Source organism: Agromyces sp. NPDC058104, assembly GCF_042884835.1.
In the GTDB taxonomy this organism is placed as follows: Bacteria; Actinomycetota; Actinomycetes; order Actinomycetales; family Microbacteriaceae; genus Agromyces.
The window spans coordinates 374,892-399,479 of record NZ_JBHVTD010000003.1 but is presented as its reverse complement, the minus strand read 5'-3'; the positions used below and the strand labels follow the sequence as shown (position 1 = coordinate 399,479).

General features: G+C 70.2%; 20 protein-coding genes. 14 read left to right on the top strand and 6 right to left on the bottom strand.

Going from position 1 to position 24,588, the window contains the following annotated elements:
- Window positions 1-19: 19 nt before the first annotated feature.
- Window positions 20-1,693, top strand: coding sequence for a DUF885 domain-containing protein (locus ACFVTH_RS15730; RefSeq protein WP_387092848.1), 1,674 nt, complete (start codon window positions 20-22; stop codon window positions 1,691-1,693).
- Between the two features lie 179 nt (window positions 1,694-1,872).
- Window positions 1,873-3,324, top strand: a complete 1,452-nt coding sequence (gene rpsA, locus ACFVTH_RS15725) for a 30S ribosomal protein S1 (protein ID WP_244853900.1) — start codon at window positions 1,873-1,875, stop codon at window positions 3,322-3,324.
- Between the two features lie 53 nt (window positions 3,325-3,377).
- Here the strand turns inward: rpsA and ACFVTH_RS15720 are convergent, their stop codons facing one another.
- Entirely contained in the window at window positions 3,378-3,986 is a 609-nt protein-coding gene (locus tag ACFVTH_RS15720; RefSeq protein ID WP_387092845.1) for a DUF4126 domain-containing protein, read from the bottom strand.
- A 49-nt stretch (window positions 3,987-4,035) separates the two neighbouring features.
- Between ACFVTH_RS15720 and coaE the strand changes: the two genes are divergently transcribed.
- The 12 genes from coaE to ACFVTH_RS15660 all read left to right on the top strand — a co-directional run bounded on the left by coaE (window position 4,036) and on the right by ACFVTH_RS15660 (window position 18,496).
- Window positions 4,036-4,650 (top strand): dephospho-CoA kinase, encoded by a 615-nt coding sequence (gene coaE / locus ACFVTH_RS15715; RefSeq protein ID WP_387092842.1) that lies wholly within the window; start codon window positions 4,036-4,038, stop codon window positions 4,648-4,650.
- Between the two features lie 123 nt (window positions 4,651-4,773).
- A complete protein-coding gene (gene uvrB / locus ACFVTH_RS15710) occupies window positions 4,774-6,840 on the top strand; it encodes an excinuclease ABC subunit UvrB (protein WP_386941061.1) in 2,067 nt (688 codons plus the stop codon).
- A 119-nt stretch (window positions 6,841-6,959) separates the two neighbouring features.
- Window positions 6,960-9,851: an excinuclease ABC subunit UvrA gene (gene uvrA / locus ACFVTH_RS15705; protein ID WP_387092839.1), complete on the top strand. Its 2,892-nt coding sequence runs from the start codon at window positions 6,960-6,962 to the stop codon at window positions 9,849-9,851.
- Window positions 9,852-9,855: 4 nt separating this feature from the next.
- Window positions 9,856-11,820, top strand: a complete 1,965-nt coding sequence (uvrC, locus tag ACFVTH_RS15700) for an excinuclease ABC subunit UvrC (RefSeq protein ID WP_387092837.1) — start codon at window positions 9,856-9,858, stop codon at window positions 11,818-11,820.
- A gap of 14 nt (window positions 11,821-11,834) precedes the next feature.
- The gene (rapZ, locus tag ACFVTH_RS15695; RefSeq protein WP_387092834.1) at window positions 11,835-12,731 is read left to right on the top strand and encodes an RNase adapter RapZ; all 897 of its coding nucleotides are present in this window, start codon (window positions 11,835-11,837) and stop codon (window positions 12,729-12,731) included.
- A 34-nt stretch (window positions 12,732-12,765) separates the two neighbouring features.
- Window positions 12,766-13,746 (top strand): DNA-binding protein WhiA, encoded by a 981-nt coding sequence (gene whiA, locus ACFVTH_RS15690; RefSeq protein ID WP_386941065.1) that lies wholly within the window; start codon window positions 12,766-12,768, stop codon window positions 13,744-13,746.
- A gap of 271 nt (window positions 13,747-14,017) precedes the next feature.
- Window positions 14,018-14,644, top strand: coding sequence for a superoxide dismutase (locus ACFVTH_RS15685; protein WP_387092831.1), 627 nt, complete (start codon window positions 14,018-14,020; stop codon window positions 14,642-14,644).
- Window positions 14,645-14,740: 96 nt separating this feature from the next.
- On the top strand, window positions 14,741-15,745 hold the full coding sequence (gap, locus tag ACFVTH_RS15680) for a type I glyceraldehyde-3-phosphate dehydrogenase (protein WP_387092828.1): 1,005 nt from the start codon (window positions 14,741-14,743) through the stop codon (window positions 15,743-15,745).
- Between the two features lie 11 nt (window positions 15,746-15,756).
- Window positions 15,757-16,971 carry a phosphoglycerate kinase gene (locus ACFVTH_RS15675; RefSeq protein WP_387092825.1) on the top strand — a complete coding sequence of 405 codons (1,215 nt, stop codon included), beginning with the start codon at window positions 15,757-15,759 and terminating at the stop codon, window positions 16,969-16,971.
- Complete coding sequence (gene tpiA, locus ACFVTH_RS15670) at window positions 16,962-17,750, top strand: triose-phosphate isomerase (protein WP_387092823.1); 789 nt, start codon at window positions 16,962-16,964, stop codon at window positions 17,748-17,750. The genes ACFVTH_RS15675 and tpiA overlap by 10 nt, the downstream gene beginning before the upstream one ends.
- A gap of 116 nt (window positions 17,751-17,866) precedes the next feature.
- Window positions 17,867-18,118: a preprotein translocase subunit SecG gene (gene secG, locus ACFVTH_RS15665; protein ID WP_386941070.1), complete on the top strand. Its 252-nt coding sequence runs from the start codon at window positions 17,867-17,869 to the stop codon at window positions 18,116-18,118.
- Between the two features lie 12 nt (window positions 18,119-18,130).
- Window positions 18,131-18,496, top strand: a complete 366-nt coding sequence (locus tag ACFVTH_RS15660; RefSeq protein WP_386941071.1) for an RNA polymerase-binding protein RbpA — start codon at window positions 18,131-18,133, stop codon at window positions 18,494-18,496.
- An 83-nt stretch (window positions 18,497-18,579) separates the two neighbouring features.
- Here ACFVTH_RS15660 and pgl read toward each other — a convergent pair whose 3' ends face one another.
- From pgl to tal, 5 genes are read right to left on the bottom strand one after another with little or no spacing between them, the layout of a single operon-like run.
- On the bottom strand, window positions 18,580-19,350 hold the full coding sequence (gene pgl / locus ACFVTH_RS15655; protein WP_387092820.1) for a 6-phosphogluconolactonase: 771 nt from the start codon (window positions 19,348-19,350) through the stop codon (window positions 18,580-18,582).
- Window positions 19,347-20,303, bottom strand: a complete 957-nt coding sequence (locus tag ACFVTH_RS15650) for a glucose-6-phosphate dehydrogenase assembly protein OpcA (RefSeq protein ID WP_387092817.1) — start codon at window positions 20,301-20,303, stop codon at window positions 19,347-19,349. The genes pgl and ACFVTH_RS15650 overlap by 4 nt, the downstream gene beginning before the upstream one ends.
- On the bottom strand, window positions 20,300-21,841 hold the full coding sequence (zwf, locus tag ACFVTH_RS15645; RefSeq protein ID WP_387092814.1) for a glucose-6-phosphate dehydrogenase: 1,542 nt from the start codon (window positions 21,839-21,841) through the stop codon (window positions 20,300-20,302). The genes ACFVTH_RS15650 and zwf overlap by 4 nt, the downstream gene beginning before the upstream one ends.
- 19 nt (window positions 21,842-21,860) lie before the next feature.
- Complete coding sequence (locus tag ACFVTH_RS15640) at window positions 21,861-23,465, bottom strand: glucose-6-phosphate isomerase (RefSeq protein WP_387092811.1); 1,605 nt, start codon at window positions 23,463-23,465, stop codon at window positions 21,861-21,863.
- Window positions 23,462-24,571 (bottom strand): transaldolase, encoded by a 1,110-nt coding sequence (tal, locus tag ACFVTH_RS15635; protein WP_387092808.1) that lies wholly within the window; start codon window positions 24,569-24,571, stop codon window positions 23,462-23,464. The genes ACFVTH_RS15640 and tal overlap by 4 nt, the downstream gene beginning before the upstream one ends.
- Window positions 24,572-24,588: the final 17 nt, after the last annotated feature.

The window sequence follows — 24,588 nt, the reverse complement described above, 5'->3', positions numbered from 1 at the left end:
GCTGTCCTAGGTTCGAAGGATGGCATCGAGTGAGCGCATCCCGTCCGACGTCGACCGAATCGCGGAGGGCTGGGTCGACACCCTCGTCGCCCTCGACCCGAGCATCGGCACCTACATCGGCCGCACGAGCCACGACGACCGGCTCGCCGACTACTCGCCGGCCGGCCACGAGCAGCACATCGCCGCGATCCGCGAGACCGCGGCGGCGCTGCGCGCCGCGACGCCGGCCGACGACGTCGACCGGATCACGGTCGCCGACCTCGGGTCCGAGCTCGCACTCGCGCTCGAGCGCCACGACGCAGGTCTCCACCTGCGCGACCTCAACGTGATCGCGAGCCCCGCGCAGGAGATCCGCGACGTGTTCGACCTCATGCCGACCGCTGAGGTCGACGACTGGTCGCGCGTCGCCGCCCGCCTCGGCGCCGTGCCCGGCGCGCTCGACGGCTACATCGAGACGCTCCGCGCCGGCATCGCGGCGGGAACCGTCCCCGCCGTCCGCCAGGTGCGCGAGGTCGCCGCACAGGCACGCCGCATCGCGAAGGCCGACGGGTTCTTCACGACCTTCGCCGCGGAGGCGAGGGCGGGGGAGTCCGAGCTCCCCGAGTCGCTCCGGCGCGACCTCGAGTCGGGCGCGGGCACCGCGAGCGAGGCCTACGGGCGGCTGGCCGAGTTCCTCGAGACCGAGCTCGCCCCCGTCGCCGGCGACGCCGACGCCGTCGGCCGAGACGTCTACGCCCTCGAGTCCCGGCGCTTCCTCGGCGCCGTGATCGACCTCGACGAGACCTACGAGTGGGGCATCGAAGAGCTCGCCCGCATGGTCGACGAGCAGGAGTCGATCGCGAACGAGATCGTGCCCGGGGCATCCGTCGCCGAGGCGATCGCGTTCCTCGACGCCGACCCCGCGCGCAAGCTCCACGGCACCGACGCGCTCCAGCGCTGGATGCAGGAGACGAGCGACCGCGCGGTGGCGGAGCTCGCGGGCACCCAGTTCGTCATCCCCGACGAGATCCGCGCCCTGGAGTGCATGATCGCCCCGACGCAGGAGGGCGGCATCTACTACACGGGGCCGAGCGACGACTTCTCGCGGCCGGGTCGCATGTGGTGGTCGGTCCCCGAGGGCGTGACGGAGTTCGACACGTGGCGCGAACTCACCACCGTCTATCACGAGGGCGTTCCTGGCCATCACCTCCAGATCGGCCAGGCGGTCGTGAACCGCGGGCAGCTGAACACGTGGCGCCGGCAGCTCGCCGGCACCTCGGGGCACGCCGAGGGCTGGGCGCTCTACGCCGAGCGGCTCATGCAGGGCCTCGGCTACCTCGACGACCCCGCCGACCGCCTCGGCATGCTCGACGGCCAGCGGATGCGCGCCGCCCGGGTCGTGCTCGACATCGGCGTGCACCTCGGCAAGCAGCGCCCCGACGGCCAGGGCGCGTGGACGGGGGAGTACGCCCACGAGTTCCTCTCGCGGAACGTGAACATGAACGAGGGCTTCGTGCGATTCGAGGTGAACCGCTACCTCGGCTGGCCCGGGCAGGCGCCGTCGTACAAGGTCGGCCAGCGCATCTGGGAGCAGCTCCGCGACGAGGTCGCGCGGCGCGAGCGGGCGGCGTTCGACATCCGCGACTTCCATCACGACGCGCTCGCGCTCGGCGGCGTCGGTCTCGACACCCTGCGCTCGGCGCTCCTCGGCTGAGCGGACGGAGCGCAGCGGCGCGGGAGCGCGGCCCGACGGCCCGGTTGCCGCGGGCCGCGTGAATCCGTTAGGATCGAACGTCACTCTTGTGACATCCCTGTCCGCATGCCCATCGCGGAACCAACTTACGCTCTACCGCGCGATGGGCTCGATATTGTCCTTTACGGAGCATTCACTACATGACAACCGCAACGACCAAGGCGCCCAAGCAGGTCGCGATCAACGACATCGGATCTGCTGACGATTTCCTCGCCGCGGTCGAGAAGACTCTGAAGTTCTTCAACGACGGCGACCTCATCGAGGGCACCGTCGTGAAGATCGACCGCGACGAGGTCCTCCTCGACGTCGGCTACAAGACCGAGGGCGTCATCCCCTCGCGCGAGCTTTCGATCAAGCACGACGTCGACCCCAGCGAGGTCGTCGGCGTCGGCGACACCGTCGAGGCACTCGTTCTCCAGAAGGAGGACAAGGAAGGCCGCCTCATCCTGTCGAAGAAGCGTGCTCAGTACGAGCGCGCATGGGGCGACGTGGAGAAGATCAAGGAAGCCGACGGCGTCGTGACCGGTTCGGTCATCGAGGTCGTCAAGGGCGGCCTGATCGTCGACATCGGCCTCCGCGGCTTCCTCCCGGCGTCGCTCATCGAGCTCCGCCGCGTGCGCGACCTCACGCCGTACCTCGGCCAGGAGATCGAGGCGAAGATCCTCGAGCTCGACAAGAACCGCAACAACGTCGTGCTCTCGCGCCGCGCGCTCCTCGAGCAGACGCAGTCCGAGTCGCGTTCGACGTTCCTCGCGAACCTCCACCCGGGCCAGATCCGCAAGGGCGTCATCTCGTCGATCGTCAACTTCGGTGCGTTCGTCGACCTCGGTGGCGTCGACGGTCTCGTCCACGTCTCCGAGCTCTCGTGGAAGCACATCGAGCACGCCAGCGAGGTCGTCGAGGTCGGCCAGGAGGTCACCGTCGAGGTGCTCTCCGTCGAGCTCGACCGCGAGCGCGTCTCGCTGTCGCTCAAGGCGACGCAGGAGGACCCGTGGCAGGTCTTCGCCCGTACCCACGCGATCGGCCAGGTCGCCCCGGGTAAGGTCACGAAGCTCGTTCCGTTCGGTGCGTTCGTCCGCGTCGCCGACGGCATCGAGGGCCTCGTCCACATCTCCGAGCTGTCGGGCAAGCACGTCGAGCTCGCCGAGCAGGTCGTGTCGGTCGGCGAAGAGGTCTTCGTCAAGGTCATCGACATCGACCTCGAGCGTCGCCGCATCTCGCTCTCGCTGAAGCAGGCGAACGAGGGTGTCGACCCCGAGGGCACCGAGTTCGACCCGGCGCTCTACGGCATGCTCACCGAGTACGACGAGCAGGGCAACTACAAGTACCCCGAGGGCTTCGACCCCGAGACCAACGAGTGGCGCGAGGGCTTCGAGGCCCAGCGCGAGAAGTGGGAGCAGGACTACGCTGCCGCTCAGGCTCGCTGGGAGGCGCACAAGAAGCAGGTCGCTGCTTCGCTCGCCGCCCAGGCTGCCGACGACTCGTTCTCGGCCGGCGGTGCCTCGTACTCGAGCGACTCGGCCGGCGCGGGCACCCTTGCCGACGACGCGTCGCTCGCGGCGCTGCGCGAGAAGCTCTCGAGCAACAACTGATCGCATTCGCGAGACGGAAGGCCGGTCCCCTCGGGGGCCGGCCTTCCGGCGTTTCAGGGTGTCGAGGGATGCTCCGCGCTCCGCCCGCGCTGCGTGCGGCGGCGTCGCACCAGGAGGACGACGGCGATCGTGAGGAGCACCGCGCCGAGCACGACGAGCACCGGGGCGAGGATCGCGGCGAAGGCGAGGGCGAAGCTTCCGGCATCCTCGACGGCGCTCGCGACGGGGGCGCCGACGCCGGCCGTGGCCGTGTTGATGACGGGCCGCGCGGCCGCCTTGCCGAGGTGCACGAGCAGTGCGAGCCCCACGCCGACGGCGAGCGGCACCCACTGCGACGAGGTGAAGAAGGCCTCGGGGTCGGTGACGGCCACCGTCTCGGAGCCGATGCCGGAGGCGAAGGCGAGCCCGCCCGCGGTCGGGCGCACGACCGTCTGCACGAGGTCGTTCACCGAGTCGAGGCCCGGGATCTTGTCGGCGACGAACTCGACGACGAGCAGCACGACGAGGATGAGCAGCACCCATTCGTTCGCGAGCCAGGCCCAGGCGGGCGGCAGCTCCACGAGCCCGGTGAACCGGTCGAGCGCCCCGAGGATCACGAGGGGGATCCACGCGTTCAGGCCGGCGGCGAGTGCGAGCCCCGTGCCGGTCAGCAGTTCGAGCATGCCGCCTCCTCTTCGAACGTGTCGAGTGTCGCACGATTAGAGTGGTCACGTGTATCTGATCGGCCTCACGGGCGGCATCGCCTCAGGAAAGTCCACCGTCGCGCGGCGTCTCTACGAGCACGGCGCCGTGCACCTCGACGCGGATGAGCTCGCGCGTCGAGTCGTCGAGCCCGGCACCCCCGGGCTGGCCGCGATCGTCGCCGAGTTCGGCGACGGCGTGCTGCGCGCCGACGGCTCGCTCGACCGGGTGAGGCTCGGCGAGCTCGTCTTCGCCGACGACGCGGCCCGCGCCCGTCTCAACGCGATCGTGCATCCCGCCGTCCGCGAGCTCTCGGGCAGGCTGATCGCGAAGGCCGAGGCCGAGAACCCCGACGCAGTGGTCGTGTACGACGTGCCGCTGCTCGTCGAGGCATCCGTCGATCACCCCTTCGACCTCATCGTCGTGACGAACGCGCCGCGCAAGACCCAGGTGAAGCGCCTCGTCGAGGAGCGCGGCCTCGACTTCAACCAGGCGGAGGCGCGCGTCGACGCCCAGGTCGACAACACGCGTCGACTCGAGATCGCCGACGTCGTGATCGACACCGACGGCACCCTCGCCCACACGATGAGTCAGACCGACGCCCTCTGGGCCGACATCGTCTCGCGCCGGGCCGCCCGCGCCTGACGGCACGTCGTCCGCGTCGACGGCGCGCCGGTGAGCGCCACGCGTCGGCGTGCCCCGTGGCGGGCGCGTGCGCCGCGGGCGAACGCCGGCCGCCGTGTCGGTGGGCGAACCTAGACTTGCAGGATGCAGGCCACGCGTTCAGTTCGTCCGTTCGAGGTCGTCAGCGAGTACCGTCCGAGCGGTGATCAGCCGCAGGCGATCGCCGAGCTGGCCGGTCGCATCAACGCCGGCGAGACCGACGTGGTGCTGCTCGGCGCGACCGGCACGGGCAAGTCGGCGACCACCGCCTGGCTCATCGAGCAGGTGCAGCGGCCGACGCTCGTGCTCGCGCACAACAAGACCCTCGCGGCGCAGCTCGCCACCGAGTTCCGCGAACTCCTGCCCAACAACGCGGTCGAGTACTTCGTGTCGTACTACGACTACTACCAGCCCGAGGCCTACGTGCCGCAGACCGACACCTTCATCGAGAAGGACTCGTCGATCAACGCCGAGGTCGAGCGCCTGCGCCACTCGACGACGAACTCGCTGCTCAGCCGGCGCGACGTCGTCGTCGTCTCGACGGTCTCGTGCATCTACGGCCTCGGCACTCCCGAGGAGTACCTCGGCGCGATGATGCCGTTGCAGGTGGGGCAGCGGGTCGACCGCGACTGGCTCATCCGCAAGTTCGTCTCGATGCAGTACCAGCGAAACGACGTCGACTTCTCGCGTGGCAACTTCCGCGTGCGCGGCGACACGATCGAGATCATCCCGATCTACGAAGAACTGGCGATCCGGATCGAGATGTTCGGCGACGAGATCGAGGCGCTCTACAGCCTGCACCCGCTCACCGGGCAGGTCGTCGCGAAGCTCGACGCGGTGCCGGTGTTCCCCGGCTCCCACTACGTCGCGTCCACCGAGGTGATGCAGCGGGCGATCGGCACGATCCGCACCGAGCTCGACGAACGGCTCGCAGAGCTCGAGCGCGAGGGCAAGCTGCTCGAGGCGCAGCGACTGCGCATGCGCACCACCTTCGACCTCGAGATGATGGAGCAGATCGGCTTCTGCTCCGGCATCGAGAACTACTCGCGGCACATCGACGGGCGCGAGCCCGGCGAGGCGCCGCACTGTCTGCTCGACTACTTCGCCGACGACTTCCTCGTCGTGATCGACGAGTCGCACGTCACCGTGCCGCAGATCGGCGCGATGTACGAGGGCGACTCGTCGCGCAAGCGCACCCTCGTCGAACACGGCTTCCGGCTGCCGAGCGCGCTCGACAACCGCCCGCTCAAGTGGAACGAGTTCAAGAACCGCGTCGGGCAGACCGTCTACCTCTCGGCCACCCCGGGCCGGTACGAGATGGGCGTCGCCGACGGCGTCGTCGAGCAGATCATCCGCCCCACCGGCCTCGTCGACCCGCAGATCGTGGTGAAGCCGTCGAAGGGCCAGATCGACGACCTGCTGGAGGAGATCCGCACGCGCGCCGAGCGCGACGAGCGCGTGCTCGTCACCACGCTCACGAAGAAGATGGCCGAGGAGCTCACCGACTTCCTCACCGAGGCCGGAGTCCGCGTGCGCTACCTGCACTCCGACGTCGACACCCTCCGCCGCGTCGAGCTCCTCACCGAGCTGCGCGCGGGCGTCTACGACGTGCTCGTCGGCATCAACCTGCTCCGAGAGGGACTCGACCTGCCAGAGGTCTCGCTCGTCGCGATCCTCGATGCCGACAAAGAGGGGTTCCTGCGTTCGGCGACCTCGCTCATCCAGACGATCGGCCGTGCGGCGCGAAACGTCTCGGGCGAGGTGCACATGTACGCCGACGTGCTCACCGACTCGATGAACCAGGCCATCGAGGAGACGACGCGCCGACGCGAGATGCAGCTCGAGTACAACCGGGCGAACGGCATCGATCCCCAGCCGCTCCGCAAGCGCATCGCCGACATCACCGAGGTCCTCGCGCGCGAGGAGGCCGACACCGCGGCGCTCCTCGCCGGCCGCGACGGTCGCAAGAAGTCGCCGGTGCCGAACCTCCGTCGCGAGGGCATCGCCGCCGAGGGCGCGAACGACCTCGAGGAGCTCATCCGCGATCTCAACGAGCAGATGCTCGAGGCGGCGGGCGAGCTGAAGTTCGAGTTGGCCGCGCGGCTCCGCGACGAGGTGTCCGAGCTCAAGCGCGAGCTCCGCCAGATGGAGAAGGCGGGGCACCTCGGGTAGCACCCGGGGGCGCCCGGCGGCGCTCCACCGCCCGCGTGTTCGCGTCGATCGAACATATGTTCGCTCAGAGCGCGTGCCGCCGAGCCGTCCGTGTCGGTGGTCCTCCTTAGACTCGTAGGGTGCCAGTTTCACGTCTCGATGCCCATTCGCGCCTGAGTGTCCGCGGAGCCCGCGTGCACAACCTGCACAACGTCGACGTCGAGATTCCTCGCGACGCGATGGTGGTGTTCACGGGGCTCTCGGGGTCGGGCAAGTCGTCGCTCGCCTTCGACACGATCTTCGCCGAAGGGCAGCGCCGCTACGTCGAATCGCTCTCGGCCTACGCGCGGCAGTTCCTCGGGCAGGTCGATCGACCCGACGTCGACTTCATCGAGGGGCTGAGCCCCGCCGTCTCGATCGACCAGAAGTCGACGAACCGCAACCCGCGCTCGACGGTCGGCACCATCACCGAGATCTACGACTACATGCGACTGCTGTGGGCGCGCATCGGCGTGCCGCACTGCCCCGTCTGCGGCGAGAAGATCCAGCGGCAGACCGTGCAGCAGATCGCCGACCGGCTGATGGAGCTCGAGGCCGGCACTCGGTTCCAGGTGCTGAGCCCGGTCGTCTCGAAGAAGAAGGGCGAGTTCGTCGACCTCTTCCGCGAGCTCGCGGCGCAGGGCTACTCGCGCGCCGTGGTCGACGGCGAGGTCATCCGGCTCGACGAGCCGCCGAAGCTGAAGAAGCAGGTCAAGCACGACATCTCCGTCGTCGTCGACCGCCTCGTCGCCGGGCCCGACGTGCTCGGTCGGCTCACCGACTCGCTCGAGACCGCGCTGCGGCTGACCGACGGGCTCGTCCAGGTCAACTACGTCGACGAGGAGGGCCCCGAGGCGTGGGCCACCTTCTCCGAGAAGCTCTCCTGCCCGAACCAGCACCCCATCCAGCTCACCGAGATCGAGCCGCGCACGTTCTCGTTCAACGCGCCGTTCGGCGCCTGCCCCGAGTGCTCGGGCCTCGGCACCCGCATGTCGGTCGACGAGGCGTTGCTGCTCGGCGATCCCGAGCTGAGCATCGCCGAGGGCGTCATCCTCCCGTGGACCTCGCAGGGCAAGAGCCTCTACAACTACTACGAGAAGCTGCTCGACGGCCTCGCCCGCGATCTCGGCTTCTCGCTCGACACCCCGTGGGAGCAGCTCGACGAGGGTGCTCGAAACGCCGTGCTCCGCGGCGACAACTTCGAGGTCAAGGTGCGCTGGCGCAACCGCTACGGCCGCGAGATGAGCTACAGCTCGGGCTTCGAGGGCGTCGTGCCGTACATCGAGCGCCAGTACCTGCAGGCCGAGACCGACGTGCAGCGAGCCCGGTGGTCCGAGTACCTGCGCGAGGTGCCGTGCCCGGTCTGCGACGGCAAGCGGCTGAAGCCCGAGGTGCTCTCGGTGCTCATCCACGACCACAGCATCGCCGACGTCGGCCTGCTGAGCCTGACCGACGCCCGCGCATTCATGGACCGCCTCGAGCTCACCGAGCGCGAGCAGAAGATCGGGGCGCAGGTGCTGCGCGAGATCAAGCTCCGGCTCGACTTCCTCATCAGGGTCGGCCTCAGCTACCTCGACCTGGCCCGCGCGGCAGGCACGCTCTCGGGCGGCGAGGCGCAGCGCATCCGTCTCGCGACGCAGATCGGCTCGGGCCTCACCGGGGTGCTCTACGTGCTCGACGAGCCCAGCATCGGCCTGCATCAGCGCGACAACCGCCGGTTGATCGACACGCTGATCGCGCTCCGCGACCTGGGCAACACGCTCATCGTCGTCGAGCACGACGAAGACACCATCCGCACGGCCGACTGGATCGTCGACATCGGGCCGGGCGCGGGGGTCAACGGCGGCACCGTCGTGCACTCGGGCAGCTACGCCGATCTCCTGAAGAACACGCGTTCGCTTACCGGCGACTACCTCTCGGGCCGTCGTGAGATCGCCGTCCCGGCTCGCCGTCGGGCGATCGATCGCGAGCGCATGATCTCGGTGCAGGGCGCCGAGGCGAACAACCTCCGCGGCGTCGACGTCGAGTTCCCGCTCGGCGTGCTGACGGCCGTCACGGGCGTCAGCGGCTCGGGCAAGTCCTCGCTCGTCAACGACATCCTCTACCGGGTGCTCGCCAACCGGCTGAACGGTGCCCGCAAGGTACCGGGCAAGCACCGCCGCGTGACCGGGCTCGAGCACCTCGACAAGGTCGTCCACGTCGACCAGGCGCCGATCGGCCGCACGCCGCGGTCGAACCCCGCGACCTACACGGGCGTGTTCGACCGCATCCGCACGCTCTTCTCCGAGACGAACGAGGCCAAGGCGCGCGGCTACCTGCCGGGCCGGTTCAGCTTCAACGTCAAGGGCGGCCGCTGCGAGGCGTGCTCGGGCGACGGCACGATCAAGATCGAGATGAACTTCCTGCCCGACGTCTACGTCGCGTGCGAGGTCTGCGGGGGCCAGCGCTACAACCGCGAGACCCTCCAGGTGCACTACAAGGGCAAGAACATCGCCGAGGTGCTCGAGATGCCGATCAGCGAGGCGGCCGAGTTCTTCGAGCCGATCTCGGCGATCCATCGCTACCTGAAGACCCTGGTCGACGTCGGTCTCGGCTACGTGCAGCTCGGTCAGAGCGCGACCACCCTCTCGGGCGGCGAGGCGCAGCGCGTGAAGCTCGCGACCGAACTGCAGCGCCGCTCGAACGGCCGCAGCGTCTACGTGCTCGACGAGCCGACGACCGGCCTCCACTTCGAAGATGTGCAGAAGCTCCTGAAGGTGCTCGGCAAGCTCGTCGACAAGGGCAACTCGGTGATCGTGATCGAGCACTCGCTCGACGTGATCAAGTCGGCCGACTGGATCATCGACCTCGGCCCCGAGGGCGGGTCGGGCGGCGGCCAGATCGTCGCGACCGGCACTCCCGAGCAGGTGGCCTCGGTGTCCGAGAGCCACACCGGGTACTTCCTCCGCGAGATCTTCGACGCCGCGGCCGACCGCGCCGACGTCGCCAGCTGAGGCGATGAGCAGCGCAGCGTCGTACGACCGGAGCGTCCCGTACCGGCCGAAGTCGGGCGAGATCCCGACCGAACCCGGGGTGTACCGCTTCCGCGACGCCGAGCGGCGCGTGCTCTACGTCGGCAAGGCGAAGAACCTGCGGGCGCGGCTCTCGAACTACTTCGCCCCGCTCCGCAGCCTCCACGAGCGAACCCGGCGCATGGTGACGAGCGCCGCCTCGGTCGAGTGGACGGTGGTCGGCAGCGAGGTCGAGGCCCTCCAGCTCGAGATCACGTGGATCAACGAGTTCCACCCGCCGTTCAACGTGCGGTTCAAGGACGACAAGTCCTACCCGTACCTGGCCGTGACGCTCGCCGACGAGGCGCCACGGGCGTTCGTCACGCGCAATCGCAAGCTGCGCGGCGCGCGCTACTTCGGTCCGTACCCGAAGGTGTGGGCGATCAACGAGACGCTCGAGATCCTGCTCAAGCTGTTCCCCATCCGCACCTGCAAAGACAGCGACTACCGGCGGGCGATGGCGAGCGGCAAGCCCTGCTTCGCCGGGCAGATCGGGCGTTGCTTCGGGCCCTGCTCGGGCAAGGTCACGATCGCCGAGCACCGCGAGAACGTCGAGCGATTCGTCGCGTTCATGCAGAACCAGGATCGCCGTATCCTTGGTGAGCTCGAGCAGCGCATGCGGTCAGCCGCCGCGGCCCAGGAGTACGAGGCCGCGGCCCGGTACCGCGACCGTCTCGTCGCGGCGAACGCGTTCTTCGAGAAGAGCGCGATGGTGCTCGGCGACTCGGTCGACCTCGACGTCTTCGGCATCGACCACGACGAGCTGTCGGCGGCCGTCCAGCTCTTCATCGTGCGCGGCGGGCGCGTGCGCGGCATCCACTCGTGGACGGTCGACAAGGAGCTCGACGTCCCGCTCGGCGAACTGGTCGACTCCGTCGTGCAGAACGCGTACGGCGACGGGCTCCGCCCGCCGGGCGAGGTCGTCGTCCCCGAGCTCCCCGACGACGCCGTCGCCCTCGAGGCGTGGCTCGGCGAGCAGGCGGGTCGCAAGGTGCGGCTGAAGGTCGCGCAGCGTGGCGACAAGGCCTCGCTCCTCCAGACGGCGACGCAGAACGCCAAGCAGACGCTCATGCTCTACAAGACGCGGCGCAGTGCCGACTTCACGACGAGGTCCCGCGCCCTGGAGGACATCCAGGAGGCGCTCGGTATGGCGGATGCCCCGCTCCGCATCGAGTGCTACGACGTCTCGCACCTGAGCGGCACGAACATCGTCGCGTCGATGGTGGTCTTCGAAGACGGCCTCGCGCGCAAAGACGAGTACCGCAGGTTCACGATCCCGAGCTCGACCGACGACACCGACTCCATCCATCAGGTGCTGACCCGCCGGCTCGCGTACCTCGCGGCGCCCGCCGACGCCGAGGCGGCGACCGCAGGGGCCGACGCCGGGGCCGACGACGGCGAATCGTCCGAGGCGGAGGCCTCCGACGCGCCCGAGGTGTCCGAGCGCCGCAAGAAGTTCGCCTACCGGCCGAACCTCCTCGTCGTCGACGGCGGACAGCCGCAGGTCGCCGCGGCGGCGCGGGCGCTCCGCGAATCCGGCGTCGAGGGCATCTACCTCTGCGGCATCGCGAAGCGCCTCGAGGAGATCTGGACCCCGGAGGCCGACTTCCCGGTGATCCTCCCGCGCAACAGCGACGCGCTCTTCCTCTTCCAGCGCGTCCGCGATGAGGCGCACCGCTTCGCGATCACGCATCAGCGGCAGCGCCGCAAGCGCGACATCGGCTCGGTGCTGTCCGAGATCCCCGGACTCGGCCCGTCCCGGGTGAAGGAGCTGCTGCGGCACTTCGGCTCCGTCGCCCGCCTGCGGGCCGCCGACGAGACCGCGATCGCCGAGGTGAAGGGCGTCGGGCCGACGCTCGCCGCGACGGTGCACGCCCGACTGCACGCCGACGAGGCCCCCGTGCCCCGATAGGCTGGGATGTCGGTATGCAGAAGGGGGTCGGGATGACGGCGGGGGAGCCCGAGGAGCAGGAGATGCTCATCGTCACGGGGATGAGCGGTGCCGGGCGATCGACGGTGGGCAACGCACTCGAGGACCTGGGCTGGTACGTCGTCGACAACCTGCCGCCGCAGATGCTGCGTCCGCTCGTCGAGCTGGTCGAGCGCGCCGGTACCTCGCTGCCGCGCATCGCCGCGGTCGTCGACATCCGCGGGCGCGACTTCTTCTCCGAGCTGCAGGACATCATCCAGGCCCTTCGCGCGGGCGTGAACGTCCGTGTGGTCTTCCTCGACGCGAACGACGCGGTGCTGGTGCGCCGGTTCGAGTCGGTGCGGCGCCCGCACCCGTTGCAGGGCAACGGCACGCTGCTCGACGGCATCGGGGCCGAGCGGGCGCGGCTCGCGACCCTCCGCGAGGCGAGCGACATCGTGGTCGACACCTCCGACCTCAACATCCACCAGCTCGCCAACCTCGTGACCGAGACCTTCGCGGGCGCCGACCACGCGGGCCTCAGGGTCACGATGCAGAGCTTCGGCTTCAAGTACGGTGCGCCGACCGACGCCGACCTGATCGCCGACGCCAGGTTCCTGCCAAACCCGTTCTGGAACCCCGAGCTCCGACACCTCACCGGCGAAGACGCCGCCGTGAGCGAGTTCGTGCTCGGCCAGCCCGGGGCGATGGAGTTCCTCGACGCGTATGCTCGCGCGCTCGAACCCGTGCTGGCCGGCTACCAGCGAGAGAACAAGCGACACGCGACGATCGCGATCGGCTGCACGGGCGGCAAGCACCGCTCGGTGGCCATGGTCCGAGAACTCGCCGAGCGTGTCTCGAAGATGCCCGGCGTCGTCGTGAGCGTCAAGCATCGCGACCTCGGTCGCGAATGACGCCGGGTCCCCGCAACACAGATTGGATGACGAGGTGGCATTGACCGCTGATGTGAAAGAAGAGCTCGCCCGGGTCGAGGTCTCCAAGACGAGCGTGCGCATCGCCGAGCTCGCCTCGGTGCTGCGGTTCGCAGGTGGGCTCCACATCATCTCGAATCGCATCGCGATCGAGGCCGAGCTCGACTCCAAGAACGTCGCGCGTCGGGTGACGCGCGATCTCGGCGAGATCTACGGAGTCCGACCCGATGTCTCGGTCGTGTCGCCGACCGGCGTGCGACGCACGAACAACTACCTCGTGCGCATCCTCGAGGGCGGCGAGACCCTCGCCCGCCAGACCGGCCTCCTCGACGCGCGTCGCCGCCCGGTCCGGGGCCTTCCGAACAAGCTGACCACGGGCTCGCGCGACGAGGTCGCGGCGATCTGGCGCGGCGCATTCCTCGCGCAGGGGAGCCTCACCGATCCCGGCCGCTCCGCGGCGCTCGAGGTGACCTGCCCCGGCAATGAGACCGCGATGGCCCTCGTCGGCGCCGCCGGCCGCCTCGGCATCGCCGCGAAGGCCCGCGAGGTGCGCGGCGTCCACCGGGTGGTCATCCGCGACGGCGAGGCGATCAGCGCCATGCTCGCCGCCATGGGGGCGAGCACGACGGTGCGCAACTGGGAGGAACTGCGCCAGCGTCGTGAGGTGCGTGCCACCGCGAACCGCCTCGTCAACTTCGACGATGCGAACCTCCGTCGCTCCGCGCAGGCGGCGGTCGCGGCCTGCGCCCGTGTCGAGCGTGCGATGGAGCTCCTCGGCGACGACATCCCCGACCACCTGAAGTACGCGGGCGAGCTGCGCCTCGCCCACCGCGAGGCGAGTCTCGACGAGCTCGGCCACCACGCCGACCCGCCCATGACGAAGGACGCGGTCGCCGGCCGCATCCGGCGCCTGCTCGCGATGGCCGACAAGCGCGCCGCCGACCTCGGGGTGCCGGGAACCGAGGCGAGCCTCCCCGCCGATCTCGACGAGGTCTGAGCGGGCGGCCGTCCGTTCCCCGAGCCGCTGCGCGGTCGCCCCGGAACCCGGAGCAGGAGATGCCTCCCGCTCCGGGCGTCCGTCGTACCTCCGGGCATCCGTCCTGCGCCCCGGGCGTCCGTCCTGCGCCGGGGCGTCCGCCCGTCATACGACGACGCCATCCCGACGGCGCCCCGGCGCGGCTCGGCCGCACGGGCATAGACTCGGAAATGCCGCCGCGGAGATCCGGGGAGACGCCCGGGTGCCCCGGCGCACCTGACAAGGAGAAGCAATGGCTGACTACACCCTCCCCGATCTCGCCTACGACTACGCGGCGCTCGAGCCGGCGATCAGCGGCACGATCATGGAGCTGCACCACTCGAAGCACCACCAGGCGTACGTGACCGGCGCGAACACCGCCCTCGCGCAGCTCGCCGAGGCGCGCGACTCGGGCAATCTCGCGAACGTGAACAAGCTCGAGAAGGACCTCGCCTTCAACCTCGGCGGTCACGTCAACCACTCGATCTTCTGGACGAACCTCTCGCCCGAGGGCGGCGACAAGCCGACCGGCGAGCTCGCCGCGGCGATCGACGACCACTTCGGCTCGTTCGACAAGTTCCAGGCCCACTTCACGGCCACGGCCCTCGGCGTGCAGGGCTCGGGCTGGGCGGTGCTCGCGTGGGACTCGCTCGGCCAGCGCCCGATCATCGTGCAGTTCTTCGACCAGCAGGGCAACCTGCCGGCAGGCCTCGTGCCGCTCCTCATGCTCGACGTCTGGGAGCACGCGTACTACCTCGACTACAAGAACGTCCGGGCCGATTACGTCAAGGCGTTCTGGTCGATCGTGAACTGGGAGAACGTCCAGCAGCGCTTCACCGCAGCTGGTGAGAAGACCTCAGGGCTGCTGCTACTGTCGTAAACGGATGGTGTCCTCGGACTCGTCCGGGGACACCGCCGTCCGATCAGTCCACCCGTGCAACGGCGCTGTGCGCGCCACGTCATCCAGGAGACATCTGTGTCAGTGAAGATCGGTATCAACGGATTCGGCCGCATCGGCCGCAACTACTTCCGCGCGGCGCTCGCCCAGGGGGCCGACCTCGAGATCGTCGCGGTGAACGACCTCACCGACAACAAGACCCTCGCGCACCTCCTGAAGTACGACTCGATCACGGGCCGGCTCGACGCGACGGTCGACTACGACGACGACCACATCATCGTCGACGGCACCGCGATCAAGGCCTTCTCGGAGCGCGACCCCGCGAACCTGCCCTGGGGCGAGCTCGGCGTCGACATCGTCATCGAGTCCACGGGCTTCTTCACGAAGGCCGCCGATGCGCGAAAGCACCTCGAGGCCGGTGCGAAGAAGGTGCTGATCTCGGCACCCGCCACCGACGAGGACGCGACGTTCGTGATCGGCGTCAACGAGCAGGACTACGACCCCGACCGCCACCACATCATCTCGAACGCCTCGTGCACGACGAACTGCCTGGCGCCGCTGGCGAAGGTGTTCAACGACGCCTTCGGCATCGAGCGGGGCCTCATGACCACGGTGCACGCCTACACGGCCGACCAGAACCTGCAGGACGGCCCCCACCGCGACCTCCGTCGCGCCCGTGCCGCCGCGCTCAACATCGTGCCGACGTCGACCGGTGCGGCCAAGGCCATCGGCCTCGTGCTGCCCGAGCTCGTCGGCAAGCTCGACGGCTTCGCGCTCCGCGTGCCGGTCCCCACCGGGTCGATCACCGACCTGACCGTGACTTCCTCGCGACCGGTCACGGTCGACGAGGTCAAGGCCGCCTACAAGGCAGCCGCCGAGGGGCCCCTGAAGGGCATCCTCAAGTACACCGAAGACGAGATCGTCTCCAGCGACATCGTCTCCGACCCGCACTCGTCGATCTTCGACGCCGGCCTCGTCCGCGTCATCGGCGATCAGGTGAAGCTCTCGAGCTGGTACGACAACGAGTGGGGCTACTCCAACCGTCTCGTCGACCTGACCGAGTACGTCGCCGACCGTCTCTGAAAGAGCACTGAATGACCCTGCGAACGATCGATTCACTCGGTCCGCTCGCCGGCAAGCGCGTCGTCGTCCGTTGCGACCTCAATGTCCCCCTGCGGGACGGGGTCATCACGGACGACGGCCGCGTGCGGGCGTCGGTCCCCACCATCCAGGCCCTCCTCGGCCAGGGCGCCCGCGTGATCGTGGTCTCCCACCTCGGGCGCCCCGAGGGCGCGCCCGATCCGAGGTACAGCCTCGCCCCCGTCGCGGCGCGACTCGGCGAGCTGCTCGAGGCGCCCGTCACCTTCGCGACCGACACCGTCGGTGCGGATGCCACGGCCAAGGCCGCCGCCCTCGCCGACGGCGAGGTGCTCGTGCTCGAGAACCTGCGGTTCAACCCGGGGGAGACCTCGAAGGACGAGGCGGAGCGCACCGCCTTCGCAGGCGAGCTCGCCGCGTTCGCCGATGCGGTCGTCTCCGACGGCTTCGGCGTCGTGCACCGCAAGCAGGCGAGCGTCTACGAGCTCGCCGAGCTGCGCCCGAGCGCGGCCGGCCTCCTCATCGCGGCCGAGCTCGACGTGCTCGACCGCCTCACCGAGAACCCCGAGCGCCCCTACACGGTCGTGCTCGGCGGCTCGAAGGTGTCCGACAAGCTCGGCGTCATCGCCCACCTGCTGCCGCGCGTCGACCGTCTCCTCATCGGCGGCGGCATGCTCTTCACCTTCCTCGCGGCCCAGGGGCACAAGGTCGCCTCGAGCCTGCTCGAGGCCGACCAGATCGACACGGTGAAGGGCTACCTCGCCGAGGCCGAGGAGCGGGGCGTCGAGCTCGTCCTGCCGAGCGACGTCGTCGTGGCGGCGGCCTTCTCGGCGGACGCCGAGCACGTGGTCGCCCCGGCGGATGCGATCGAGGACACGCCGTTCGGGGCATCCGGCCTCGGACTCGACATCGGGCCCGACACGGCGGCGGCCTTCGCCGCGCACGTGCGCGACTCGAAGACCGTGTTCTGGAACGGGCCGATGGGCGTCTTCGAACTCGCCCCGTTCGCCGCAGGAACCCGCGCGGTCGCGGAGGCGCTCACCGAGGTCGACGGCCTCAGCGTCGTCGGCGGCGGCGACTCGGCTGCGGCCGTGCGCCAGCTCGGATTCGCCGACGATCGATTCGGACACATCTCGACGGGCGGGGGCGCGAGCCTCGAGTTCCTCGAAGGAAAGAAGCTCCCCGGACTGGAGGTCCTCGGATGGCAGTGAAGCGCACCCCGTTCATCGCGGGCAACTGGAAGATGAACCTCGACCACCTGCAGTCGATCGCGTTCGTGCAGAAGCTCGCCTGGGCGCTGTCCGACGCGAAGCACGACTTCGCCGACGCCGAGGTCGCGGTGTTCCCGCCGTTCACCGACCTCCGCAGCGTCCAGACGCTCGTCGCGGCCGACTCGCTGCCGATCGGCTACGGTGCGCAGGATCTCTCGAAGCACGACTCGGGCGCCTACACGGGCGAGATCTCGGGTGCGTTCCTGAAGCAGCTCGACTGCGGCTACGTGATCATCGGGCACTCCGAGCGTCGCACGCTGCACGCCGAGACCGACGCCGACGTCAACGCGAAGGTGGTCGCAGCGCACCGCCACGGTCTCGTTCCGGTGCTGTGCGTCGGCGAGACCGCGGAGGACCTCGAGCAGCACGGCGCGAGCGCGGTGCCCGTCGCCCAGCTGCGCGCCGCGCTCGAGGGTGTCGACGCCTCCAAGGGGCTCGTCGTCGCGTACGAGCCCGTGTGGGCGATCGGCTCCGGCCAGGCGGCGACGCCGGCCCAGGCCGAGCAGGTGGCCGCAGCACTCCGTGCCGTCCTCGCGGAGATCGCGGGCGACGAGGTCGCAGCCGCGACGCGCATCCTCTACGGCGGCTCGGTGAAGGCGGCGAACATCGCCTCCTTCCTCCGCGAGCCGAACGTCGACGGAGCGCTCGTCGGCGGTGCGAGCCTCGACATCGACGAGTTCTCGAGCATCGTCCGCTTCAAGAAGCACGTCGGAGCGTGACCTTCTCGGGGCGGGGCGCGACGCCCCGCCCCGAGGTGTCACCCGGCTAAACTCGGCTGTGCTGATAGTCTGATTGGCGGCATCGACCCCCTGCGTCGTGCCCGGAAAGGTTCACCGTGGAGATTCTCCAGGTCGTCCTGCAGGTGCTGCTCGGTCTCACGAGCCTCCTGCTGACGCTGCTCATCCTGCTGCACAAGGGCCGTGGTGGCGGTCTGTCCGACATGTTCGGCGGCGGCGTCACCTCGAGCCTCGGCGCCTCCGGCGTGGCCGAGCGCAATCTGAACCGCATCACGGTGATCCTCGGGCTCATCTGGGTCACCTGCATCGTGGTGCTCGGGCTGATCACCAAGTTCGACACCGGAATCTGACGAGGAGCCGAGATGGCATCAGGTAACAGCGCCATTCGCGGCTCCCGCGTCGGCGCAGGCCCCATGGGCGAGCAGGACCGCGGCTTCCACGCCGATCGCGTCGCCATCAGCTACTGGGACGCCCAGGGCAACGAGACGGTGCGCTATTTCGCCGCGAGCCTCCCCGACGAGGAGATCCCCGCGGTCATCGACAGCCCGTCGACCGGCCTCCCCGCCGGCCGCGACCGCGAGAACCCGCCGTCGGTGTCGAAGCTCGAGCCCTACAAGACGCACCTCGCCTACGTGAAGGAGCGCCGCACCGAAGACGAGGCCGCACAGCTCCTCGACGACGCGCTGACGCAGCTCCGCGCGCGGCGCGGGCAGGCGCCGAAGGACTGATCACCGGTCATTCGACCGGAACGAGAGCGGGGCGGGCCGAAAGGCCCGCCCCGCTCTCGTCGTTCCGCCGATGGCGGATCGAGTCAGTAGTCGCGCGCGATGAGCGCCTCGGGCACTTCGGCCGCGGCATCGCCGTCGACGAAGAACACGGTGCGGCGACGCCCCTTGATGCCGGCGACGGGCACCTCGTCGCGGCTGGCACCGGCGAGGGCGAGGCCCAGCGCGGAGGCCTTGTCGGCGCCGGCGAGCACCATCCACACCCGCTGCGAGCTGTTGATCACCGGGCGGGTGAGGCTCAGTCGCTCGGGCGGTGGCTTCGGCGACTCGCGGACCGCGATGACGGTCTGGTCGGTGACCGCGATTCCCGAGCGGTGCGGGAACAGCGAGGCGATGTGCCCGTCGGGGCCGACGCCGAGGAAGGTGATGTCGAAGACGGGGTGTTCGAGCCCCTCAGCGGCGTGCTCGGCGAGCTCCGCCGCGTAGGCCGCCGCCGCCTCGTCGAGGGTCAGGCCCGAGTCGGAGGCCGGGAACGGGTGCAGGTTCTCGGCGGGCAGGTCGAGATCGTCGAGCAGGGCCTCGTGCGACTGCCGGTCGTTGCGGTCGGCGTCACCGGCGGGGACCCAGCGCTCGTCGCCCCACCAGAAGTGCACGCGCGACCAGTCGAGCGACATCCGCGCGGGGGAGGAGGCGACCGCCTCGAGCACCGCCGAGCCCATCGAGCCGCCCGTCAGGACGATGTGCACGATCGGCTGCGCGTCGAGCAGGTCGAGCGTCTTCGTGATGAATCGGGCGGCGACCGCCCCAGCCAGCGTGGCCTTGTCGGGGTGCACGAGCACCCGCCGTTCGTTCGTCACGCAGTGACCTCCTGGGCTCCGTCGAGGAGCGCCAGCCCCTTCGCGATCACTTCACCGTACAGCTCGTCGGGGTCGAGGCGGCGCAGCTCGTCGGCGAGGCAGTCGCGGAGGCTGCGACGGGGGAGCGCGACGTCGTGCAGAGGCTGGTCGGGCTGGCGGAGCGTCGCGATGCCCGGCACGTCGCGGACGAGCTCGATGACGCCGCTCGCGCGCTCGAGGCGGACGCCGTGGATGCCGTGCGACCCGTCATCGACGGAGGTGAGCTCGACGCCGGTCGCGCAGCGCAGCTGCAGGCGGAGCCACGCGCCGAGGAGCGTCGTGGACGGCGAGTCGATCGCGCCGCTCACGTGCACGTTCGTGATGGGCTCGTACGGCGGCTGGTCGAGCACGGCGGCGAGCTGGGCGCGCCACAGCGTGAGCCGCGTCCAGGCGAAGTCCGCGTCGCCGGGGGTGTAGCTGCCGGCGAGGGCGTGCAGCGCCGCCTGCGGATCGGGCTGCGCCGAGGCGTCGGTGATGCGTCGCTGCGCGATGCGGCCGAGCGGCGAACGCCCGGGCACCGCCGGCGCGGCGCCGGGCCACCAGGTGACGACCGGTGCATCGGGGAGGAGCAGGCCCATGACGAGGCTCTCCTCGTCGCGCGCGGCGTCGCCGCTCGCGCGGAGCACGATGACCTCGCTCGCGCCGGCGTCGCCGCCCACCCTGATCTCGGCGTCGAGGCGCGGCGCGACGGCCGTGGACTCGGTGCCCGGTTCGGTCGAGACCACGATGACGCGCATCGGGTGCTCGCGCGACGCGTCGTTCGCCGCCTCGATGGCCTCCTCCTCCTGGCCGGGGGAGGTGGCGATGACGAGGGTGAGCACGCGGCCGAGGGCGACGACGCCGCCGTCCTCGCGGATCTTCACGAGGGTCTTCGAGACCTGGCTCGTGGTCGTGTCGGGAAGTTCGACGATCATGGGCGCCTCCAGCTCCGTCCGTCTCGCGCGAGGAGCTCGTCGGCCGAGCTCGGGCCCCAGGTGCCGGGGCGGTACTGCTCGGGCTGGCCCTGCGTCGCCCAGAACTCCTCGATCGGGTCGAGGATCTTCCAGCTGAGCTCGACCTCCTCCTGCCGGGGGAAGAGCGGCGGATCGCCGAGCAGCACGTCGAGGATGAGTCGCTCGTAGGCCTCGGGGCTCGCCTCGGTGAAGGCATGACCGTAGCCGAAGTCCATCGTGACGTCGCGCACCTGCATGCCCGCGCCCGGCACCTTCGAACCGAACCGGATCGTGACGCCCTCATCGGGCTGCACGCGGATCACGAGCGCGTTCTGGCCGAGCTCAGACGTTTGGCTGTCGGCGAAGACTTGCTGCGGCGCGCGCTTGAAGACCACCGCGATCTCGGTGACCCGGCGCCCGAGCCGCTTGCCCGCACGGAGGTAGAACGGCACGCCGGCCCAGCGGCGGGTGCCGATGAGGAGCTTCATCGCCGCGTAGGTCTCGGTCGTCGAGTCGGGGTTCATGCCGTCCTCGTCGAGGAAGCCGATGACCTTCTCGCCGCCCTGCCAGCCGCCCGCGTACTGCCCGCGCGCGGTGCCCGTGGCGAGGTCGTCGGGAAGGCGGACCGCCGCGAGGATCTTCTCCTTCTCGGCGCGCAGGTCCGACGCGTCGAAGGAGATCGGCTCCTCCATGGCGGTGAGGGCGAGCAGCTGCAGCAGGTGGTTCTGGATCACGTCGCGCGCCGCGCCGATGCCGTCGTAGTAGCCGGCACGGCCGCCGACGCCGATGTCCTCGGCCATCGTGATCTGCACGTGGTCGACGTAGTTCGCGTTCCAGATGGGCTCGTACAGCTGGTTGGCGAAGCGCAGCGCGAGGATGTTCTGCACGGTCTCTTTGCCGAGGTAGTGATCGATGCGGAACACCGAGTCGGGCGGGAACACGCTCGCCACGACGTCGTTGAGCTCGCGGGCCGTCTGGAGGTCGGACCCGAACGGCTTCTCGATCACGACGCGTCGCCACTGCCCGTCGCGCTGCTCGGTGAGCCCCGAGCGCTTGAGCTGCTCGGTGACGAGCGGGAACGACTTCGGGGGGATCGACAGGTAGAACGCGTGGTTGCCCATCGTGCCGCGCTGCGCGTCGAGGTCCTCGACGACGGCGCGCAGGCGGTCGAACGCGTCGTCGTCGTCGAAGGTGCCGGTGACGAATCGGATGCCGCGGGCGAGCTGCTGCCAGACGTCCTCGCGGAACTCGGTGCGCGCGTACTGCTTCACCGAGTCGTGCACGACCTGCGCGAAGTCCTGATCGGCCCAGTCGCGGCGCGCGAAGCCCACGAGCGCGAAGCCCGGGGGCAGCAGCCCCCGGTTCGCGAGATCGTAGACCGCGGGCATCAGCTTCTTGCGCGACAGGTCGCCCGTGACGCCGAAGATGATGAGGCTCGAGGGCCCCGCGATGCGATTGAGGCGATAGTCCTTCGGTGACCGGAGCGGGTTGTGCTGCGCCGAGATCTCTGCCGAAGTCAATTCGGGTCCTTTCGTCGGTTCAGCCGACGGCGTCGACGAGCGCCGGGATGTTCGCGGCCGGGTCGGTGAGCGTCAGCGTGAGCACGGGACGACCGTGCTCGGCGAGGACGCTCGCATCGCCGGAGGCCTGGGCGGCGATGAGCTCGCCGAAGCTGAACGGCCGCTCGGGGATGGCCAGGTCGGCGCCGGGCGCCTGCGTGATCTGGAGGAACGCGCCGACGGCGGGGCCGCCCTTGTGGAACTGTCCGGTCGAGTGGAGGAAGCGGGGGCCCCAGCCGAAGGTGACGGGTCGTCCGGCGCGCGCCGCGAGGAGATCGCGCAGCTGCGCGAGCTCGGGGTGGGCGACCCGGTCGACGTAGGCCTGGATCGAGAGGTACCCGTTCGCGGGCAGCTCCTCGAGCAGCACCTCGATCGCCGACTCCAGGTCGCTCGAGGCGCCGATGACCTCGGGTGTGCCGCGGACCTCGATGCCGTCGGCTACGAACGCGGCGGGCTGGGGTGCGGGGCGGGCGTCGAGCAGGCCGCGCGCGGCGATCTTCGCCGACTCGACGTCGGGCTGGTCGAAGGGGTTGATGCCGAGGAGGCGCCCCGCGACCGCGGTCGCGTACTCCCAGACGAGCAGCTGCGCGCCCAGGGTGCCCGAGACGAGGATGTCGCCCGAGTCGTCGTCGCGGAAGATCTCGTCGCCCGCGTCGTCGACGAGGCGGACGATCTGCAGGTCGGGCAGGTCGGCGCCGAGTTCGGGCGCGGTCGTCTCGAGCACGACCGGGAGGAGGCCGGTGCCCTCCTTGCCGGTCGACTCCGCGATGAGCTGCTCGGCCCAGTCGGGGAAGCCCACGATGTGGGTGCCGTCGGCGACGATGCCGAGCTTGTCGCGGAGCGGCGCGGTCGCGGCGATCGCGGCGCCCAGCACGAGGCCCGAGTTCTCGGCGGTGTCGATCGCGAGCGAGAGCTCGATCGTCTCGGCCTCGTCGAGGATCTCCGAGATGTCGACGCCGGCGAGGCCCGACGGCACGAGGCCGAACGCGGTGAGCGCGGAGTACCGGCCGCCGACGTTCGGGTCGGCGTTGAAGACTCGGTAGCCCGCGGCACGGGCGGACTCGTCGAGCGGCGAACCGGGGTCGGTGACGATGACGATGCGCGAGACCGGGTCGATGCCCGCGTCGCGGAACGCCTGCTCGTACGCCCGGCGCTGACTGTCGGTCTCGACCGTCGAGCCCGACTTCGAGGAGATCACGAGCGCGGTCGTCGCGAGGCGGTCGGCGAGTGCCGCACGCACCTGGCCGGGCTCGGTCGAGTCGAGCACGGTGAGGTCGACCCGCGCCGTGCGGGTGATGACCTCGGGCGCGAGCGAGGAGCCGCCCATGCCGCCGAGCACGATGTGGTCGACGCCGGCCGACTCGAGTTCGACTCGGAGGGCCTCGATCTCGGCGACGAGGGGGCGCGAGATCGCGACGGCCTCGGTCCAGCCGAGGCGCTTCGATGCCTCGTCCTCCGCGGCGGCGCCCCAGAGCGCCGGGTCCTGCGCGGTGATGCCGCTCGCGACGAGGTCGGCGACCAGCGCGGGGACCGCGCGGCGCACGGCGTCGGCCGCCGCGCCGCCGACCGAGATGCGGAAGCTCATCGTGCGGCCTCCAGTGCGGTGCGGACGCTGTCGAGCAGCTCGCCCCACGACACGATGAACTTGTCGACGCCCTCGTTCTCGAGGAGGAGCGTGACGTCGTCGTAGTCGACGCCGGCGGCGGCGAGGGCGTCGAGCACCTCGCCCGCCTCCGCGTACGCGCCGGTCACGGTGTCGCCGGTGATGACGCCGTGGTCGGCGGTCGCCTCGAGCGTCTTCTCGGGCATCGTGTTCACGACGCCCTGCGCGACGAGTTCGGTCACGTAGAGGGTGTCGGGCAGGGCCGGGTCCTTCACTCCGGTCGAGGCCCACAGCGGGCGCTGCTTGTTCGCGCCGGCGGCGAGGAGCGCCGCGGCCCGCTCGCTCGCGAACTGCTGCTCGAAGAGCTCGTACGCGAGGCGCGCGTTCGCGACGCCGGCCTTGCTCTTCAGTGCGAGCGCCGCGTCGGTGCCGATCGCGGTCAGTCGCTTGTCGATCTCGGTGTCGACGCGCGACACGAAGAACGAGGCGACCGAGTGGATCGTCGAGAGGTCGAGGCCGGCCGCCTTCGCCTGCTCGAGGCCGGCGAGGTAGGCGTCGATGACCTGGCGGTAGCGGTCGAGGCTGAAGATGAGCGTGACGTTGACGCTGATGCCCGCGCCGATCGCCGCCGTGATCGCGTCGAGGCCCTCGACGGTCGCGGGGATCTTGATCATCGCGTTCGGGCGGTCGACCTTCGCCCAGAGCGCCTTCGCCTCGGCGATCGTGCCGTCGGTGTCGCGGGCGAGTCCGGGGGCGACCTCGATCGAGACGCGGCCGTCGTAGCCGTTCGAGCGGTCGTAGACCGGGCGGAACACGTCGGCGGCCGCGCGCACGTCGTCGGTCGTGATCTCGAAGACCGCGGTGTCGACGTCGGCGCCCGCCGCGGCGAGCTCGGCGACCTGCTCGGCGTAGCCGTCGCCCTTGGCGAGCGCGCCGGCGAAGATCGTCGGGTTGGTGGTGACGCCGACGACGTCGCGCTCGGCGATGAGGCGGGCGAGGTCGCCCGACGCGATGCGCGCGCGCGAGAGGTCGTCGAGCCAGATGCTGACGCCGGCCTCGGAGAGGGCGGCGGTGGGGGAGGTGGTCATTGGGATGTCTCCTTCGT